The sequence below is a fragment of the Acidobacteriota bacterium genome, assembly GCA_039028635.1.
Lineage (GTDB): Bacteria > Acidobacteriota > Thermoanaerobaculia > Multivoradales > JBCCEF01 > JBCCEF01.
Map to the genome: position 1 here is coordinate 46,891 of JBCCHV010000007.1, position 15,656 is coordinate 62,546.

Consider the following 15,656-nt stretch of genomic DNA (forward strand, 5'->3'; position numbering starts at 1 on the left):
CGCCACGATGATCAAGTGCGGTTCGATTCCAGGGGAGGAGCCCCGCTTGAATGCCGTAGCGATCGCCGCCAGCCGCCACCTATCGACTGTCGAAGCTTCGCTGTCTCCCTTGGCGAGGTAACCGCAGTCCAGGCAGGTCGGATTTCTGGCGCCTCGGATGCGCCGCTTCGCCTGCCTCCACCAGCGCCAAAGGCGTCTCCGTTGTGATTTCTTCCAGCGTCCCGGGCGAGGAACGAGGCGGCTCATAAGTGCTCCGTGGGTGGGTCGAGGGGCCTGCCTAAAGGAACGAGACTTCGGCTGTCTTTGCACCCAGATCCGCTTGACACAGAAATTCTCGGCGCACCGTACCGCCTAGAGCGGTTTCAGCTTCTACCCACGACTGCACGAGGAACTCGCCTTCCGAAAGCTGGTGGACGTCATCCAGTGGGCCGCTGAGGGCCCCCTTGAATTTGGCGCTCCGCGGATTCTTGAGCTGGCTCTCCACGGCGCGGCGGCAAGCCATGAGCGCATCAATCGCTCCTTCCGGCCGGGCGGGTGCCGGAGCGGCCTGTTCTTGGGGGGGAGCGGGGCGCCGAGTCGACCTCCAGGTGAAGAAGCTGAACCAGAAGATGGCGGCGATGACGGCACAGCCGGCCAGAATCTTCCCGTCGCTCGGCAGTGGCTTCGGCTCGGAGGTCAACGGGAGATCACCCCTGACAACAGGTGGATCTCTTCCGCGCAGTAAGGGCACGTTTTCAACGGCGGCCCTCCCCTTGAACTCATTTCGATGTTGCGCTATCGCAGCGTCTCGATATTACCGAGCCGCAGCGCTCAAGCCAAGCCTTCAGGGCGAATGATCTAATGGCGATGCGTCGATCTTCAGGGTTGCGCTGAACGATCGACGAGTTTCCGTGTCGGTAGCTTTGGGGAGGGCTACCGCCGATGGCCTCCCTTTGCGGCGCCCGACATGGGAGCAATTACATTCGAATTCGCTACGTTGCGAATCCGATGCTGTCATGCTCTGGGGGACTGTGGCCCTACGGGCCAATGCCGGCCCCGTAGGGACCTCGGCAAAAGGAGAAGTGCTATGTGGGAACTGATTCTCGAGATTCTCGGCTTGGGAGATGGATCGACCGCAGAGAGCAATGGAGAGCAGGAAGGCAATCCCGGAGCCGATCCTGACGGCTAGCTCGGCCTAGCTGATGCTCGGTGCCTCGCCTTCTCCAGGAGTTCTAGGAGTTGAACTTCGGCCTGGCGCCGAGCAGCCCCGCTGCTGACCAACAAAACTGCTGCGAGGGCCTCGCGGTCTGACCCAGCAGCTTCGAGAGCTCCAGCAGCCAGTGTGGCGGCATACTGGACCTCAGCGAGATTGCCCATTCTCAAGAGAACCTCAGCTCGGTCAAGTTCTATCAGTCCCGCCAAGTGGGGGTGCTCAACGCGTTCGGCTTGCTCCCGAGCTAGCCGAAGGCGAAGCTCTCCCTCCTCAAGGCTGCCCATACCAACCGCGATACGAGCCTTGAGCCAGTCGCGGTTAATTGAGAGCTTCTCGCTGGCGTGATCCCGGTATAGGTACTTGATCTTGTGAAAGAGCATCATGGCCGACTCGAAGCGGCCCGATTCCACAAGACTGAAGGCGAGGTTATGGATGGCATTCAGCAGCATTCGAGGCTCAGACTCGTCCATCTCCTGAATAGCCCCTGCCAAGATCTCAGACGCACCAGACTGGTCGCCCGAATCTGCTAGGACCTGCCCGAGTTTGATCTGAATGGGGTTCAGGGTTTCCGGCGAGACGAGTCCTGTCGCCGCCTGGATGGCGCTCCTGAGAATCACCTCAGCTCGATCCAGATCGCCCAGGTCCATCCAAAGCGAAGCCTCGAGCGATGAGATGGCGGCGGCGTCATTCTCGTCTGTGACGTCATCGATGAGGTCACGGACCATCTCAAACATCCACGCCGCTTTCCGCAGGTTGCCAAGGGCTCGATAGGCGTTTCCAACGACCGCCCAAGCTAGCGGCAGCAGCTCCGGCCCAAAGGGGCTCGGACTCTTTTCGGCAGCGGCAACTGCCACCCGCCCCCAACTCACAGCCTCAGTATCGCCTTCAATTGCAAGCCTTCGGCAGAATCCTATGGCTAGCTGGATGAAGGCACGACTGCGACAGGCCTCAAGCTCTCGGGCCCTCTGGACTCTCTCGCGGGGAGGAAGGCCGGCCAACTCAGCCGCTGCGACGTTGGCTGCGAGCTCATAAGAGTTCTGGAGCTCGATGGTCTTGTCGATCAACTCTCAATCCTCTTCCGCCTTCGCGTAGCCTGGCTGCTGGCGCTTGACCCTAGACTCGGATCCTTCCGCTCCTGATTCCGTGCTCTCTGGACTGAGAATCGACATTCCGGCAATGTGGCGGACAACAGCCGCCGCCAGCTCGTCCATCGGATTCTGAAGATCAAACGCCCACGGAGCCTTCCCGGACGAATCAGCCGGCGTGCTGCGAAGCTCCTTCAGCACTTCAGTGGTTTCCGGTTGGCGCCCAGTGTGGCCCATCGCGACCGCAAGGTCAAGCAAGTCCGCGTCTAGCGCTTCTAACAGCGCAACCAAGCGCGGAAGGGGAGGGACCGATGGCCCTTTTTCGTACTGCTTTACGGACGATTGGGATACTCCTAGCCTTTCGGCTAACTCCGCTTGGCTCAGGCGTCTGTCGTCGCGAAGCTTTCGCAGGTAGTCGCGGAACGCCTTGAGGGTGATCTCGTCCATTTGGGATTAATCCTACTATACAAGATAGCAGAACCACCAGATTTCAGCCAGTTGGCTATCTAAGTTGCCTGGTTAGTACCTTGACACGCCTTTTTTGAGTATCTATACTGACCATCATGGTCAGCAAAAACACTGGATCGAGTATCAAGACGCGCTCTCGGGCCGCCATTCAGTTGGCAGAGTTCATCCTTATGAAGGGATGGAAGTTTGAGCGGGCCGGCCAAGAGTTTGGCTGCTCCAAGGCGATGATCGCTCACCTGGTGAGCGGCCGCCACACGCCAGGTCTGGAGTTGGCGACCCGCATAGCCGACCAGGGAGGTCCCGCCGAGAGGCTGTGGTTCAGCCTTCCTGCGCCCGACCCTAGGGAGGCCGCATGAGCCTCCCGGCCTGCGCCTCCCTCGACTGGCTCCGCGCCCACTCCCTGACGCCAGGCGCCATCTGCCAGGCCTGCGCAACCAACGTCGGCGTCTACGAGGTCGACCTCAAGAGCTCGACCGTGAGCGCGTGTGAGGACTGCTGGCCCGAGATCGCAGCCGACCGTCCTCGCCCGCGCCGCCCCCAGCGCTCCGAGCGCATCACCGACCTCACTGCCGCCCTCGCCGAGGCCAACGGCGTCGAGCCTCCGCCGCGTCGGCGGAAGTTCAGCGTCCAATGCTCCGCCCAGGACTGCGGCACGGTCATCGGCGGCTTTCCGTCCGCAGAGCCGCAGAGCGCCGTCCTCGCGCGCCATGGCTGGGCAACAGAGCCCGACGGCTCCTACTACTGCCCGCAACACGCAAAACCAGCCGCCCCTCTGCAGTTCCAGCGGTGGACGGCACCAGCCCCGGCGCCCAGCGCCGGAGGGGAGGTGGCATGAGCAGCTCGCCGGAATATCGCCTAGTCGAGGCCTCAAGCGGTGACACTCTTTCGGAGCGAGTAACCGCCTTGATGGCTGAGGGGTGGATTCCCCACGGCTCCGTCCAGGTCCCTGTCGGGTTCGGCGCTGGCTTTACCTCATGGGTTGAGTTTGTCCAGCCGATGGTGCGCTTCGCTGCTGAGGCGGACGAGCAGGGAGGTGCCGCATGAGCTTCGGCGGCCGCAACCTCATCACCCTTGAGGGGTGGATCCCTGCCGACGAGCGCTTGCCTGATCGCGGGGCCCACGTCCTGGTCACCGTCGTGGACCGCGACGGTCGGATGTGGACCGATACCGGCTGGTGGCCCAAGGACTGGCAGCGCTGGGTTGACCCTCTGGGGCACGACCTCTGCGACGGCGACACCACGGTGCTCGCCTGGATGCAGGCGCCCGAGCCGGCGAAGCTCGAACTGCCCTGGTTCGATGCGCCGGTCCGGATATACCTCCGACGCGGCGAGCTGACGATTTCTCGGCATGGTGAGACCCTTGGGCACCTTCCGGCTCGGCTCGCCAGCCCGGAGGCGATGCAGTTCGTCGGCGACCTCGGCGTCCTCGACGACGACCAGGCCCGCGAGGCGATCGCTCACTACGCCGAGACGGGTCAGTACTCCCTGTTCTTGGCTGACCTCCTGGCGGATCGGTGCGCCGAGCAGGAGGTCGCATGACGACCCTGCTCACCGCGGCCGGGTTTCTCGTCATCGCTTTGGGCGGGATGGCTGCTGGTTGCAGCCTCCTCGCTCCCGTCTCGGATCCCGAGGAGATCGGGGGTCGGCGATGATCAAGGACGTCGTCCACGTCCCGGTTTTTCGCAGCAAGACGGAAGGTCGCTATGCCTTCTTGGAGGGCGTGAGCTATCGCCGGGACGCCTCGCAGGCCGCCGTGCGTCGGTATCTGTCCGGCGTGAGCAAGGCCTGGAAGGACGGCAACTCCTTTATCGGCATCAAGGCCTTCGAGCTGCGCGAGCTCCCGCTCGACGAGGCGTCGGCATGAGCCCTCTCGGCTGGTTCCTCCTGGCCGCCACTTGCGCGCTTGGCATCCCGGTCGGGGTTCTGGTCGACGCCCCCGTGGTCACTCCGGTACTGCTGATCTTCGGATCGGCCGGCGCGGTCGCCTTCCTTGGTCGCGGCCAGCAGGCCCGGGCTCGCCGGCGGGATCGGGGGCGGCGATGAGCGAGCACTTCCCGACGGTCGACACCTTCCGCGAACTTCGTGCCGCCCTGCGCAACCTTGAGGACAGGTTCACAAGCCTCTACACCGACACGGGCGACGTTTCGGTTCGAGCGGCCGCGTCCTTGTGCGCCCTGACGGTTGCCTGTCTGCATTCGCCGGCCTTGGCGGAGGCGTCTCTGCGCCAGCTCGGCCAGGTGATCGAGCAGGCTTCCGATGCCTCGGAGCCTGAGGCGGCCGAGGGGGCGATCCACTGATGACGGTCTTCCGCGTCCGCCTCGACATGCCCCGCGTCAAGCGCCACGCCGGCCTCCTGCTGGCCTGCCTGCTGCAGGGCAGTCGAGCCCGGGTCTGCTCGCAATGGGATCTACGGGCCGAGCTCGCCAAGGCCGAAGTCGCGTATCCCGCCGTGCCCTCGGTTGAGGGCCGGGACTACCTGGTCGAGCACGGCCTTCTGGTGCGCGTCCCGATGGCCGGGACCGAGTACTACCGTCTCAACCTCGATCGCCTCGACGAGGCTCGCGGCTTGGTCGGCGAGGTCCTCGCCTACGAGCTTCGGAGGGCCTCCTGATGTCCTTCGCCGCCCCTGCCTTGCTGGCTGCTCCGTGCCTCGGCTCCGTGCCGGTGCAGGGAGGAGTCCGTCAGGCGGTGGGCTCCCCCTCGATGTCCCACGGGCGCCCGGTACCTGTTCTCGAGTCGGCCGGGCGCCCTCTTTTTTCGCTCTGCGCGTCTGCGCCGAGCCTCCAGGACCACTGCAGCACCCCCTCAGTAGTCCTCAGCCCGGAGCCTCCGGGCGTCACTGATCGCCCCGCTCGGGGCAGTTCCACCTGTCTTGGATGTTCGGCGGAGCCGCGTGAGCTCCGTCTAGGTAGTGACCCCCTCTGCGCGGGGGGGCTGACAACGACACTTGAATCGTTACCCCTTTCCCGGCTGGCGCAGCGGCCGGGATCCACTTCGACCGCCTCATCGCTGGATGCCCTGTGTTTCGCCTTGCCGGCGAGGCACAGGGGATTCCGCGGCGATGCGGTCTCCTCTCTTGGCCCCTGCCATGCGCAGCGCAGGGGCCTCTTTTTCCACTTCGCGGCTCCGCACGAGCCGCATGACCTGACTTTCGAAGGCCAAGGCCTCGGCCGGTGCGGCGGCCCTGTAGCCATCAACTAAACGGGGCCCGGTGAGCTGCCACTCGCCGAGCCCCAACGATCACGGAGGAATCATGACCATCGCAAGCATCAACTCCCCGCAATCTACCGCCGACGATAGCAAGGCAACCCTCAACGTGTACCAGCGCCTGCTGGCCGTGATGGACGCCGTCGGCGGGCTCGGCAAGTCTGGCACCGCCGACGGGTCCGTCGGCGGATACCGCTTTCACCGGATCGACGACATCGAGGGCGCGCTGCGGCCCGCCCTCGTCGAGAACGGCCTGGCGATGATGCCTCGGGTCACCTCGCACACCCTTGAGGCCCAGGAGTTCGTCAACGGACGCGGCGACCGGAAGGTGCAGTGGGTGGCCAACCTCCAGGTCGAGGTCGAGGTCACCAACGTCGACGACCCAGTCGATTCTGTCGTCTTCAGCACCGTCGGCCACGGCATCGACTCCGGAGACAAGGCCTTCGGCAAGGCCCTCTCTTACGCGCTCAAGATGTGGCTCCTTTCGGCCCTCCACCTGCGCGGCGGAGAGGACAACGAGGCCGACGACCACGGCGACCGACCGACGCCGGCACCGAATCTTTCGATCGTCGATCGCAAGAGCGCCCTCGCCTGGCGCCCCGCCTTCTCGGGGCCCCAGGGCCAGAAATTCCGGATCAATGAAAAGAAGGTCGGCCAGGTATGGCAGGTCGCGGAGTCCAAGGGTTGGACCAAGCGCCAGGTCCATGACTGGTGCATCAAGGTTCTGGGGTGCAGTCTCCCCGAGACGTCGTTCAAGTACTTCGTGGATCTACGGCAGATCTTCGACCTCACGACGCCCGCCGACTGGTCCCTCGCCGAGCCGCCCCAGCAGCAGGCACCGCCGCCGGCAGGGCCCGACTCCGAAGACATCCCCGGGATGGACGACTGAGCCATGCCCGAGAACGTCAAGGAGTTCGCGATCACCAACGTGGGGGCCGTTGGCTCCCTCGACATCAAGCTGCGGCCCGGCGTGACTGTCCTCCGCGGCCCCAACGGCGCCGGGAAGACCACGGCCATCAAGGCGATCACCCGTGCCAGCGGCGGCGGCGGCTCGCTGGAGCCGAAGCGCGGCGCGAAGGCCGGATCCGTGCGAGGGCCTGGCGTGGTCCTCTCGATCGGGAAGAAAGTCACTTCCACCGGCGATCCCGTCGTCTCCCTCGGCGACTACGGCGAGCTTGCCGCCCTCATCGACCCCAAGCGCAAGGGCAAGGAGGCGGCCGCGAAGCGCCGCCTGGAAGCCCTTCTGAACCTGGTGCCCGTCGAGGTTACCGACGATCTATTCCTCGAGCTTGCGGCCGGTGACGAGGAGGTAGCGGGCGGCGCCGAGTTCCGGGGCGCCTCGCTGGATCTCCTGGCGGCTGCGGAGCTGATCCGGCGCACGGCCAATGCTGTCGCCAAGGACCACGAGACCCGCCGTGACCAAGCGGACGGCGCCGCGGCGGCCGCCCGTGAACGCCTGGAGACCTATGACACCTCCTCAGTGGACAAGGCCAAGAGCTCCGTCGAGGAGCTGCAGGAGGTCGCCAGGACGGCCGTCAGAGATTTGACCCGCACTCGCGACCGACGGGAGGCCTTCGAAACGCTCCAGGCCAGGCGTCTTGAGATCCAGGCATCGCTGGGAGCGCGCCCCGAGTACGAGCCAGTGCGGGAGCTCTACAAGGAGCAGAAGGCGCTCGTCGCTGCGCTCAAGGAAGAGCTCCGCCAGGCGGAGATCGAGGAGGCCCGGCTGCTCGCTGCCGGCAATGAGCTGCACAAGCAGCTCCTCGAATGGACCGAGCGGAAGAAGGTGCTCGACGCCCCGATCGAAGGCACCACCGCCGAAGACGTCGAGGCCGCCGAGGAGGCGGCGCGGCAAGCGGAAGAAGACGTGCAGGTCGCCCGGGAGGCGTCCGAGATCCAGGGTCTCCGCTTCGAGATCGAGGAGGCGGAGAAGGGCAAAGAGGCCTCCGCGGAGCGGGCCGCCGCCCTTCGCTCGATCGCGCAAAGCGTCTGGGCCCGCATCGCTGACGCGTTGGAGTCCTCGACCGACCTTCCGGAAGGCCTCCTGATCGACGATGGAGCCCTCTGCTACGTCAAGCCCGGCACGGGCGAAATGGTGGCCTTCGACGAGCTTTCCCTCGGCCAGCGGACTCGCCTGGCTCTCGAGGTCGCCCTGGCTGCCGGCGATGGCGACGTCCTTCCGCTGGACCCCGGCTTCTGGGCGGCCTTGCAGCCAGAACGTCAGCGCGAGATCGCCACGGCTGCCGCCGAGCGCGGCGCCTACCTCTTGACCGAAGCTCCGGCGGACGAGCCGGGCATCCGAGAGGAGCACATCGCATGAGGCGGCGCGCCCCTCACGCTGACCTGCCCGGCATCCCCGACCTCGTCGAGGAGTTGGGCCGCCTCTCGGAAGAGCTCGATGAGGCGCTGCGCTTTCAACGATCCCGGGCGGAGCGCTGGGCTGAGTCCGAAAACGCCTATCGCCTCGCCCGCGCCGCGGCGCAGCTCGAGGCCGTGGATGAGCTCCAGAAGGCCAAGGGCTGGGACCGGCCCACCGTCGACCAACAACGCGCCTGGGTGGACCTGCAGACGGAGAAGGAGCGGGTCGAGGCTCACCTGGCCGACAAGATGCTCGACGCGGCCCGGGAGGCGGTGCGCGCCCGCCGCGCGCAGCTCTCGGCGATGCAGTCCGTCGCCACAGCGGTACGCACTGAGATCGAGTTTGCGCGAGGGCAGGCAGCATGACGGCCCGCGACCTCCCGATCCTGTTCAGCGCCCCGATGGTCCGGGCCATCCTCGATGGCTCGAAGACCCAGACGCGGCGGCTGATCAAGGCTCCGGCGGGGGCCGAATGGCTCATGGACGAGCTTCCTGATGGGACCCCGCTTCCGCTGCGTCAGATCGGCTGGGGCGAGTACCACCCAATTCAATGCCCTTACGGCGCTTCCGGCAATCGCCTGTGGGTCCGCGAGGAGTGGGGCACCATCTCGGTACTCGACCCATTGCCGCCTCGATCGATCGGGCGCCAGGCCCCGGTCCACTACAGGGCGGACGGCGCCGGCTCCGGACGCTGGCGCCGTGCCTTCCACATGCCTCGATGGGTATCCAGAATCACCCTGGAGGTGCTTGAGGTGTGCCCGGAGCGTCTCCAGAAGATCACCCAGGCCGACCTACACGCCGAGGGCTTCGACGAGCTCGGTGCCTTCGCTGGCGCCTGGGACGAGATCCACGGCCAGCACGGTCCAGAGTCCTGGGCCGGCGATCCCTGGGTCTGGGCGATCCGCTTCCGCGTCGCGGAGGTGCGCCAGTGAAGCGCCCCGGATTGGCTCGCCGCACCCCGCTCCGCCAGGGAAGGCCTCCCAAGCGCTCCGGCTGGATCAAGCGCGGTACCAAGGCCCTGGTCCGCCATGTCCGCCTCCGGGCGCGCAACCCTGAGCGGATGAAGCTTCGCAAGGAGGCCGCCTATGGCCCTGGTGGCGTACAGGGTGCCTTCGTCCGCGAGCATGACTGCTGCGTTCCGGGCTGCTGGTGGCGCCCGATCCACGCCCACCACTACATCACCCGGGGAGCCGGCGGCAACTGGCGCCACTTGGTCCCCCTCTGCTCCCGCCATCACGACGAGTTCCACGATCGCGGGCGGGAGACCTTCGCCCGCAATCACCGGGTCGACCTCGCTGAGGTCGCCCGCCAGATGGTCACTTCCGGGCCTTTGGCCTATCTCGAGGAGGTTGCATGATCAGTTGGCACGACGAGGATCTAGGGGCGGTGATCGACTACCTCGTTCCCCTGGGGGCCTGCCGCACCGGGACTGGGACCTCATCGCTGGCTGTGTCCGAGATTCTTACCAACGGCCCCGATGGATTTGAGGCGGCCGGATATATCTGGGAACTTCCGCCAGAGGGCGCCTGCTGGGACGTCCTTGGCCACCGCAAGGAATCGCGCATTATCGTGCGCGTGAGGGCTGCCATTGAGCGCTGTCCGTCTGGTGACTGGATTTACGACTCCTGCAAGCGGTTGACCTTTTGCGCCGACCGACTGGAGGATGTCGACGCCGAATGCCGCCGCCGGATCGCCGAGTTCCGCGCCGAGCAGGAGGCCGCGGCATGACTCGTTTCCTTCGCCGCCTCTGGCGCTCGATCAGCCCTCCCGCGCACGTCTCCCTCGACAACTGGCTCGAGTCGAGGGATGGGGAATATCCCTGGGTCGATTGCCCGGATTGCCGGGCTGTCGTTCGCGGCGCCCACAACTGCCCAGGGCCTCGCCCGGCGTCCGCTGACATCCCCAGCTTGCTGGACCACCAGCAGGGCGGGAGGGTGGCGTGACGGGCGTCGACGAGCTCCACCGCCGCATCGGCGTGGCCGCGCTGGACTGGCACCGCCGCCGCCAGCAGGTGCCGCTGCGCAACCGATGCCTCCGCCGGTACGCGGGTGCCCCTCATCAAACGTGTCAAGACATCGTGGCCTACAAGAGTGGCTTCTGCAGCCCTTGTGCACGGCGTGCCGAGTATCAGCATGAGGCATGCCTCGCGCGTCGCCGGCTGTCCTACGCGATCAAGCGCTTCGAGGCGAGCGCGTGACCACCATCTACCCCTGGGTCGTGGGGCACTCCCAGCGCCCCCACGCCGTCGCCGAGCTTGCTCCGGACCCTGACCGGCCCGGCAGGCCTGCGGCGCACCAAAGGCCGCTCTGCGGCCTCGACACGGACTGGGTCCAGCACGGGCCGGACTTCTCGGCCCGCCACCCCAGGGACTGCACCAACTGCCGGCAGATCGCCGGCCTCGAGGAGGGCGCTTCAAGTTGAGGCGGTACGGCAGGCTTTCTCCGCGGCTTTGGACCGGCAGCCTGGGCCGATCCATGAAGGGCGACGAGGGCGCCCTGGCCCTCGCTCCCTACCTGGCCTGTGGGCCCCATTCGAATGAAATTGGGCTCTATCGAATGCCGGTCTCCTACGCATCCGAAGACCTTGGGATGTCGATCAAAACGACTTCCGATCGACTTCGAAAGCTCATCGAATGGGGATATTGCCAGTACGACGAGGAGGCAAAGGTCGTGTGGGTGATTGAGCACGCCCGGCACGAATGGGGTTCCGCTCCGAACCCCAATGACAAGAAGGTGAAGGGGCTCAAGAATCGCTTGCCGGGCATGATCGAGGCTCTAGGTAACTGCCCTCTTATCAATAACTTCATAGCCCACTACCGGACTGGATGGGCACCCCTTTTCGAAGTACTTCCGAAGTCGATTCGAAGAACTTCCGAAGTCGATTCCGAGTCGATCGAAATTTCTCCAGAAGTCGATGGCATCAAGTCTCTTGAGGAGAGTGGAGAGAGGAGAGAAGAGACTGGAGAGAAGGAGAGGGGAGAACCTACAAGTCCGGAGCCCTCGCGGGCTGCCGGACGTGTTGAGTCTCAACAGGGGGTCGTAATGACTTTCCCGGTAATCGGCGAAGACTCTCCTTGGGAGCTGACGAAAGAGAAGCTCGCCGAGTGGGAGGACACCTTCGAGGCCATGGACGTGGTCCAGCTCCTTCGAAGGGCTCGGCAATGGCTCCGCGACAATCCCAGGAAGCGAAAGACCCCAGGTGGCATGACCACGTTCCTCGGTGCCTGGCTCGAGCGTAAGTGGAACGGAGGCGACTATCCGCCTCGCCCGCTCGAACCCGGCGGTCCCGAGTCAGAGCTGCCGACATTTGCCCCGATCAGGTCCGAGCGCTGGCTTGAGGCCCGCGAAGTCCTCCGCTCGGTGCTCGACCCGGATGAGTGGAGGACTTGGATTCGTCCGCTCGTCTCAGTCGGGGAGACTGCCGACGACGTGGCGATCTGGGCCCCGAGTCCCGGATTCCTCCACACCCTCAGCGAAACCTACGCAGACCAGATCAACCGCGCTTTCGATGGTCCCTCCGTCCGCCTCGTGACGGGGCATCTCGAGGGTCGCTAGTACTGATTGATGTGCTCGCCGGCGAGAGCCGGCGGGGAAAGGAGTAGAGGGATGGAACGACGACTCAGAAAGCTCAAGGTGAAGGATGGCAAGGTGACCATCCTCTTCGAGCAGCTCAGCGAGGCAACCGGGCTGTGGGACGAATACGCCTTCACCTGCTGGGAGAAGCCCCTCCCTGAGCTCGGAGACGCTCTCCACGACCTGGTCGTTGATGTGCTGGCGGTGTGCCGGCTTCCGGACGGCTATCGCTCCGGGCTGAAGGTCGCTGGGGTCTCCTGCTCGTACGCCGGTGACGATGGCGATCTCGGCGCGACCATCACGGCCCTCAAGACGCTCGGGACCGCCAACTCCCCATTGGTCCTGAACACGCCCTATCTATCGGTCACCGGTGATCCCGGCATGAGCGACGAGATGGAGGCCAGGCTCGCAACTCTCGAGCTGCACGCGTTCGCCTATGTCGACGGCCGGCGGGCGCAGGGCAATCTCTTCGAGGATGCGGCGTGAGCGACGCCACCAAAATCGAGTGGACGGACCGCACCTGGAATCCCGTCCGCGGCTGCACCCGTGTCTCGGAGGGCTGCCGAAACTGCTACGCCGAGCGCACCGCCGTTCGACATGCTGGCCCCGGCCGCCCCTACGAGGACCTCGCGAAGTCCACCCCGGGCGGTCCTCGCTGGACCGGTGTCGCCAAGCTGTTCCCGCACAAACTGGCCGAGCCCCTCGGTTGGCGGGAGCCTTCGAAGGTGTTTGTCAACTCGATGAGCGACCTCTTTCACGAGTCGCTCGCCTTCGAGGAGATCGCCGCCGTCTTCGGCGTAATGGCGGCGGCGCAGCGGCACACCTTTCAGGTGCTCACCAAACGGCCGGCACGGGCGCTCGAGTGGTTCGAGTGGATCGCCGATCAGGGCGAGGAGCTCGAGGCCGCGGTGGGAGATAAGCCCGAAGGGGTCGGCGCCGCGGCCTCCGCTTGCGCGATCTTCGCGGAGCAGACCGCGGGCCCGAACCTGCTCGAGGCCTACAGTCAACCCTGGCCTCTCCCAAACGTCTGGCTCGGCGTCAGCGTCGAGGACCAGGCGACGGCGGAAGAGCGGATCCCCTTGCTTCTCGAGTGCCCGGCGGCCCTGCGATTCGTCAGCTATGAGCCAGCGCTTGGCCCCGTCGACTTCGAAGCGCTAATCGTTCAGCGCGGTGGTGTTGTTGGCCAGCTCAACGCACTGGGTTGCTCTTGGTGGCCCGCCATCGGTGATGCCGACGAAGAGGAACGGAGGCGCGAAGAGGTCGAGGCGATCGACTGGGTCATTGTTGGCGGCGACAGCGCTCGGGAGTGCGACCTCGGGTGGATCAGGCTCGCGGTCGAGCAGTGCGCCGGCGTCGGGATTCCGGCGTTTGTAAAACAGCTTGGAGCTCGTCCGGTGACTCGCCCGCATGCCATTCCTGGTGGCCTGGCTCGACCGCATTGGAGCAATGTCCCTGGCAGACCTCTCGATCTCCGCCACCCCAAGGGCGGCGACCCCGAGGAGTGGCCCGAGGATCTCCAGGTGCGGCAGTTCCCGGAGGTCGCAGCATGAGCCGGAGTCGCAACTCGATGCATCGCCTCGGCCGCTCGTCCTCGGTGCCCTACATCGAGGGCGAGGCCGCCCAGGACCGTCACGTCCGTCGGGAGGCGGCGGCAGCCGACCGCGAGGCAGAGCTCTCGGCGTGGTGCCAGGGTGCCGGCCTCGACCTGCGCGTCACCGGAGAAGGCTCGCACTGGCGCATCCTGCGCAGCAAGGAGGTCATCGCCCAGTGGTGGCCGAGCTCTGGCCGCCTTGTCCGCGGTGAGTGCTACCGCTCGGCCTGGAAGGCTCACGACATCACCCAGGTGATGCGACAGGTCGGCAAGTGGCAGGGGGCTGCGGCATGACCCGCCGCCTCGGTTTCTGGCTCGCCGCCGCCGCGTTCGTCGTCAACGGACCGCGCTTCGTCCTCGCCTATCTCGAGGCCGAAGGCGAGGGCCTGGCCGGCGAGCTCGTCCGCCCTCTCTTGACCGCCTCTGCCGTCAGCACCGGCGTGGTCCTCACGCTGGGCGGCTGCTATCTGGTGTACGTGCTCGCGAGCACCCGAGCAGAGCAGTCGAGCATGCTCCGGCGAGCAGTGCTCTGGTGCTGGCTGCTGGTGCTTGGTAGCGCGGTGGTGCTCCTTGCTCCGGTGCTGGTCTCCGGCATCCTCCGGGCAGGACTCCAGGAGGTGCTCAGCTCGGCAGCGTGGATGCCCTGGGCTTGGGCGCTGGTGGCGGTCCTCGCCCCCGAGGTAGTGGCTGGTGGTGCTGTTGCGGGGCAGATGCTCCTTGCGCGGCAGCGGGAGCACGGACAAGGCACCGAGGAAGAGCTGCTCGAGGTTGCTCGCGAGCGCGATCGTCTGCGCCGCCATCTTGAGGAGCTGCAGGCCGCACCGCGGGCGCTGCGAGCCGTGCAGGCGCCGACCGGCGAGCCCGTGCCCTGCCGCCACAGATGCGGCAAGGAGTTCGCCAGCCAGAGGGCTGAGCGGGCTCACATCTCGTACTGCGAAGACAACCCCGCCAACCGACAGGAGGCCACAGCATGACTTCGAAATCGACGAAAAGTCCTGCTACGGTGGAGGAGCGCCCGCAGTCGAATCAGCTCCAGGCCGCCGCTGTCGCCGTGGCTCAGATCATCCTCGAGCACTACCTCGAGGAGAGTAAGTCCGACCGCAAGGCCGCCTGACAAGACCAATGCTCGCCGTCCTCTACCTCCGCATCTCCTCGCGCCACCAGGTGGACAACATGTCCATCCCGACGCAGCGGGAGGCTTGTCTCGCCTGGGCTCAGCGCCAGGGGCTCGAGGTGGGGGAGGTGTTCGTCGACGAGGCCCAGAGCGCCAAGTCGGCCGATCGCCCGGAGTTGCGGCGCCTCCTGGACTACTGCTTCCAGCACCAAGCACAGGTCTCGTGCGTTGTCGTCTACAGCGTCGATCGCTTCTCCCGCGAGGTTTCGGACTACTACCCCCTCAAGGACAAGCTGGCCTCCTGGGGGATCTCGATCCGGTCGGCCACCCAGGCATTCGACGACTCTCCCGAGGGCGAGCTTCTTGAGACCCTCGGCGTCAGCTTCGGGCAGTACGACAACCGCAAGCGCTCCGCCCGTACCGAGGCCGGTATGCGCTTTGCCGCCGAGCACGGCCGCTGGGTCTGGCTCGCCCCCCTCGGCTACAAGAACATCCAGGAGGGCAAGGTCAAGTCGATCGCGCCCTGCCCCGAGTCCGGCCCCATCATGCGCCGTGTCTTCGAGCGCCTCGCCACGGGCGCCCACGCCCCAGCGGACCTCCTCCGATGGGCCCACGACCAAGGCCTCCGCGCCGCCCGCGGCGGCCCCATCCGCCGCCAGTCCTGGGCCAAGCTTCTGCGCAACCCGATCTATCGGGGCCGCATCGTCGTCCCCAAGTGGGGCATCGACCTCCAAGGCGACTTCCAGGCCCTCGTCGACGACGCCACCTTTGCCCGGGCCCAGCGAGTCCTCGACCAGCGCAACCGTCAGCCGCGCACCAAGCGCGTCGACCGACCAGAGTTCCCACTTCGCCGCTTCTGCCTCTGCGGCGCCTGCGGCGCCGGCCTCACCGGCGGCTTCTCGAAGGGCCGCTCTGCCCGTTACGGCTACTACTGGTGTTGGAAGTGCAACAAGGTCCGCGTGCGCCGGTCGCGCCTTCACGAGCTCTTCGGCGACCTGGTCCGCGACGTGGTCCCCTCTCAGGCATTCCTCGAGGAGGTAGAGCACGCCCTCCGCCTCCAGTGGCGAGAC

At 66.1% G+C, this 15,656-nt stretch carries 24 protein-coding genes; 20 read left to right on the plus strand and 4 right to left on the minus strand.

What is annotated here, in order from left to right:
- Nucleotides 1–277: 277 nt before the first annotated feature.
- The 3 genes from AAF604_04730 to AAF604_04740 form a co-directional block, all read right to left on the minus strand.
- Nucleotides 278–679: a hypothetical protein gene (locus tag AAF604_04730; GenBank protein ID MEM7048939.1), complete on the minus strand. Its 402-nt coding sequence runs from the start codon at nucleotides 677–679 to the stop codon at nucleotides 278–280.
- Nucleotides 680–1,164: 485 nt separating this feature from the next.
- On the minus strand, nucleotides 1,165–2,256 hold the full coding sequence (locus tag AAF604_04735; protein ID MEM7048940.1) for a hypothetical protein: 1,092 nt from the start codon (nucleotides 2,254–2,256) through the stop codon (nucleotides 1,165–1,167).
- A 3-nt stretch (nucleotides 2,257–2,259) separates the two neighbouring features.
- Nucleotides 2,260–2,724 (minus strand): helix-turn-helix transcriptional regulator, encoded by a 465-nt coding sequence (locus AAF604_04740; GenBank protein ID MEM7048941.1) that lies wholly within the window; start codon nucleotides 2,722–2,724, stop codon nucleotides 2,260–2,262.
- 373 nt (nucleotides 2,725–3,097) lie between these two features.
- Here AAF604_04740 and AAF604_04745 point away from each other — a divergent pair, with 373 nt between their 5' ends.
- The 20 genes from AAF604_04745 to AAF604_04840 all read left to right on the plus strand — a co-directional run bounded on the left by AAF604_04745 (nucleotide 3,098) and on the right by AAF604_04840 (nucleotide 14,586).
- The gene (locus tag AAF604_04745; GenBank protein MEM7048942.1) at nucleotides 3,098–3,580 is read left to right on the plus strand and encodes a hypothetical protein; all 483 of its coding nucleotides are present in this window, start codon (nucleotides 3,098–3,100) and stop codon (nucleotides 3,578–3,580) included.
- A 205-nt stretch (nucleotides 3,581–3,785) separates the two neighbouring features.
- Nucleotides 3,786–4,283: a hypothetical protein gene (locus AAF604_04750; GenBank protein MEM7048943.1), complete on the plus strand. Its 498-nt coding sequence runs from the start codon at nucleotides 3,786–3,788 to the stop codon at nucleotides 4,281–4,283.
- A 109-nt stretch (nucleotides 4,284–4,392) separates the two neighbouring features.
- Entirely contained in the window at nucleotides 4,393–4,608 is a 216-nt protein-coding gene (locus AAF604_04755) for a hypothetical protein (protein ID MEM7048944.1), read from the plus strand.
- Nucleotides 4,605–4,787, plus strand: coding sequence for a hypothetical protein (locus tag AAF604_04760; GenBank protein ID MEM7048945.1), 183 nt, complete (start codon nucleotides 4,605–4,607; stop codon nucleotides 4,785–4,787). Before AAF604_04755 ends, AAF604_04760 begins: the two co-directional genes overlap by 4 nt.
- Nucleotides 4,784–5,041: a hypothetical protein gene (locus tag AAF604_04765; GenBank protein ID MEM7048946.1), complete on the plus strand. Its 258-nt coding sequence runs from the start codon at nucleotides 4,784–4,786 to the stop codon at nucleotides 5,039–5,041. Before AAF604_04760 ends, AAF604_04765 begins: the two co-directional genes overlap by 4 nt.
- Nucleotides 5,041–5,355 (plus strand): hypothetical protein, encoded by a 315-nt coding sequence (locus tag AAF604_04770; protein MEM7048947.1) that lies wholly within the window; start codon nucleotides 5,041–5,043, stop codon nucleotides 5,353–5,355. The genes AAF604_04765 and AAF604_04770 overlap by 1 nt, the downstream gene beginning before the upstream one ends.
- Before the next feature lie 642 nt (nucleotides 5,356–5,997).
- Complete coding sequence (locus tag AAF604_04775) at nucleotides 5,998–6,840, plus strand: ERF family protein (protein MEM7048948.1); 843 nt, start codon at nucleotides 5,998–6,000, stop codon at nucleotides 6,838–6,840.
- Nucleotides 6,841–6,843: 3 nt separating this feature from the next.
- Nucleotides 6,844–8,271 (plus strand): AAA family ATPase, encoded by a 1,428-nt coding sequence (locus tag AAF604_04780; protein ID MEM7048949.1) that lies wholly within the window; start codon nucleotides 6,844–6,846, stop codon nucleotides 8,269–8,271.
- Nucleotides 8,268–8,675: a hypothetical protein gene (locus AAF604_04785; protein MEM7048950.1), complete on the plus strand. Its 408-nt coding sequence runs from the start codon at nucleotides 8,268–8,270 to the stop codon at nucleotides 8,673–8,675. Before AAF604_04780 ends, AAF604_04785 begins: the two co-directional genes overlap by 4 nt.
- Nucleotides 8,672–9,241, plus strand: coding sequence for a hypothetical protein (locus AAF604_04790; GenBank protein ID MEM7048951.1), 570 nt, complete (start codon nucleotides 8,672–8,674; stop codon nucleotides 9,239–9,241). Before AAF604_04785 ends, AAF604_04790 begins: the two co-directional genes overlap by 4 nt.
- The gene (locus tag AAF604_04795) at nucleotides 9,238–9,666 is read left to right on the plus strand and encodes a hypothetical protein (protein MEM7048952.1); all 429 of its coding nucleotides are present in this window, start codon (nucleotides 9,238–9,240) and stop codon (nucleotides 9,664–9,666) included. The genes AAF604_04790 and AAF604_04795 overlap by 4 nt, the downstream gene beginning before the upstream one ends.
- Nucleotides 9,663–10,037: a hypothetical protein gene (locus AAF604_04800; protein ID MEM7048953.1), complete on the plus strand. Its 375-nt coding sequence runs from the start codon at nucleotides 9,663–9,665 to the stop codon at nucleotides 10,035–10,037. The genes AAF604_04795 and AAF604_04800 overlap by 4 nt, the downstream gene beginning before the upstream one ends.
- 211 nt (nucleotides 10,038–10,248) lie before the next feature.
- Nucleotides 10,249–10,506: a hypothetical protein gene (locus AAF604_04805; protein MEM7048954.1), complete on the plus strand. Its 258-nt coding sequence runs from the start codon at nucleotides 10,249–10,251 to the stop codon at nucleotides 10,504–10,506.
- Nucleotides 10,503–10,730: a hypothetical protein gene (locus tag AAF604_04810; protein MEM7048955.1), complete on the plus strand. Its 228-nt coding sequence runs from the start codon at nucleotides 10,503–10,505 to the stop codon at nucleotides 10,728–10,730. The genes AAF604_04805 and AAF604_04810 overlap by 4 nt, the downstream gene beginning before the upstream one ends.
- 167 nt (nucleotides 10,731–10,897) lie before the next feature.
- Complete coding sequence (locus AAF604_04815; protein MEM7048956.1) at nucleotides 10,898–11,863, plus strand: DnaA N-terminal domain-containing protein; 966 nt, start codon at nucleotides 10,898–10,900, stop codon at nucleotides 11,861–11,863.
- A gap of 51 nt (nucleotides 11,864–11,914) precedes the next feature.
- Entirely contained in the window at nucleotides 11,915–12,367 is a 453-nt protein-coding gene (locus AAF604_04820; protein MEM7048957.1) for a hypothetical protein, read from the plus strand.
- Nucleotides 12,364–13,431 (plus strand): DUF5131 family protein, encoded by a 1,068-nt coding sequence (locus tag AAF604_04825; protein MEM7048958.1) that lies wholly within the window; start codon nucleotides 12,364–12,366, stop codon nucleotides 13,429–13,431. Before AAF604_04820 ends, AAF604_04825 begins: the two co-directional genes overlap by 4 nt.
- The gene (locus AAF604_04830) at nucleotides 13,428–13,766 is read left to right on the plus strand and encodes a hypothetical protein (GenBank protein MEM7048959.1); all 339 of its coding nucleotides are present in this window, start codon (nucleotides 13,428–13,430) and stop codon (nucleotides 13,764–13,766) included. The genes AAF604_04825 and AAF604_04830 overlap by 4 nt, the downstream gene beginning before the upstream one ends.
- On the plus strand, nucleotides 13,763–14,446 hold the full coding sequence (locus AAF604_04835) for a hypothetical protein (GenBank protein ID MEM7048960.1): 684 nt from the start codon (nucleotides 13,763–13,765) through the stop codon (nucleotides 14,444–14,446). Before AAF604_04830 ends, AAF604_04835 begins: the two co-directional genes overlap by 4 nt.
- Complete coding sequence (locus AAF604_04840) at nucleotides 14,443–14,586, plus strand: hypothetical protein (protein ID MEM7048961.1); 144 nt, start codon at nucleotides 14,443–14,445, stop codon at nucleotides 14,584–14,586. The genes AAF604_04835 and AAF604_04840 overlap by 4 nt, the downstream gene beginning before the upstream one ends.
- Here the strand turns inward: AAF604_04840 and AAF604_04845 are convergent.
- Nucleotides 14,547–15,632, minus strand: a complete 1,086-nt coding sequence (locus tag AAF604_04845) for a hypothetical protein (GenBank protein MEM7048962.1) — start codon at nucleotides 15,630–15,632, stop codon at nucleotides 14,547–14,549. The genes AAF604_04840 and AAF604_04845 overlap by 40 nt on opposite strands.
- Nucleotides 15,633–15,656 lie beyond the last annotated feature (24 nt).

Coding starts and splice junctions, on each gene's coding strand:
- AAF604_04800 (MEM7048953.1), top strand. CDS start 9,663: ATGATCAGTTGGCACGACGAGGATCTAGGGGCGGTGATCGACTACCTC.
- AAF604_04745 (MEM7048942.1), top strand. CDS start 3,098: ATGAGCCTCCCGGCCTGCGCCTCCCTCGACTGGCTCCGCGCCCACTCC.
- AAF604_04780 (MEM7048949.1), top strand. CDS start 6,844: ATGCCCGAGAACGTCAAGGAGTTCGCGATCACCAACGTGGGGGCCGTT.
- AAF604_04815 (MEM7048956.1), top strand. CDS start 10,898: ATGTCGATCAAAACGACTTCCGATCGACTTCGAAAGCTCATCGAATGG.
- AAF604_04750 (MEM7048943.1), top strand. CDS start 3,786: ATGAGCTTCGGCGGCCGCAACCTCATCACCCTTGAGGGGTGGATCCCT.
- AAF604_04765 (MEM7048946.1), top strand. CDS start 4,784: ATGAGCGAGCACTTCCCGACGGTCGACACCTTCCGCGAACTTCGTGCC.
- AAF604_04835 (MEM7048960.1), top strand. CDS start 13,763: ATGACCCGCCGCCTCGGTTTCTGGCTCGCCGCCGCCGCGTTCGTCGTC.
- AAF604_04760 (MEM7048945.1), top strand. CDS start 4,605: ATGAGCCCTCTCGGCTGGTTCCTCCTGGCCGCCACTTGCGCGCTTGGC.
- AAF604_04790 (MEM7048951.1), top strand. CDS start 8,672: ATGACGGCCCGCGACCTCCCGATCCTGTTCAGCGCCCCGATGGTCCGG.
- AAF604_04755 (MEM7048944.1), top strand. CDS start 4,393: ATGATCAAGGACGTCGTCCACGTCCCGGTTTTTCGCAGCAAGACGGAA.
- AAF604_04820 (MEM7048957.1), top strand. CDS start 11,915: ATGGAACGACGACTCAGAAAGCTCAAGGTGAAGGATGGCAAGGTGACC.
- AAF604_04830 (MEM7048959.1), top strand. CDS start 13,428: ATGAGCCGGAGTCGCAACTCGATGCATCGCCTCGGCCGCTCGTCCTCG.
- AAF604_04840 (MEM7048961.1), top strand. CDS start 14,443: ATGACTTCGAAATCGACGAAAAGTCCTGCTACGGTGGAGGAGCGCCCG.
- AAF604_04740 (MEM7048941.1), bottom strand. CDS start 2,724: ATGGACGAGATCACCCTCAAGGCGTTCCGCGACTACCTGCGAAAGCTT.
- AAF604_04770 (MEM7048947.1), top strand. CDS start 5,041: ATGACGGTCTTCCGCGTCCGCCTCGACATGCCCCGCGTCAAGCGCCAC.
- AAF604_04785 (MEM7048950.1), top strand. CDS start 8,268: ATGAGGCGGCGCGCCCCTCACGCTGACCTGCCCGGCATCCCCGACCTC.
- AAF604_04775 (MEM7048948.1), top strand. CDS start 5,998: ATGACCATCGCAAGCATCAACTCCCCGCAATCTACCGCCGACGATAGC.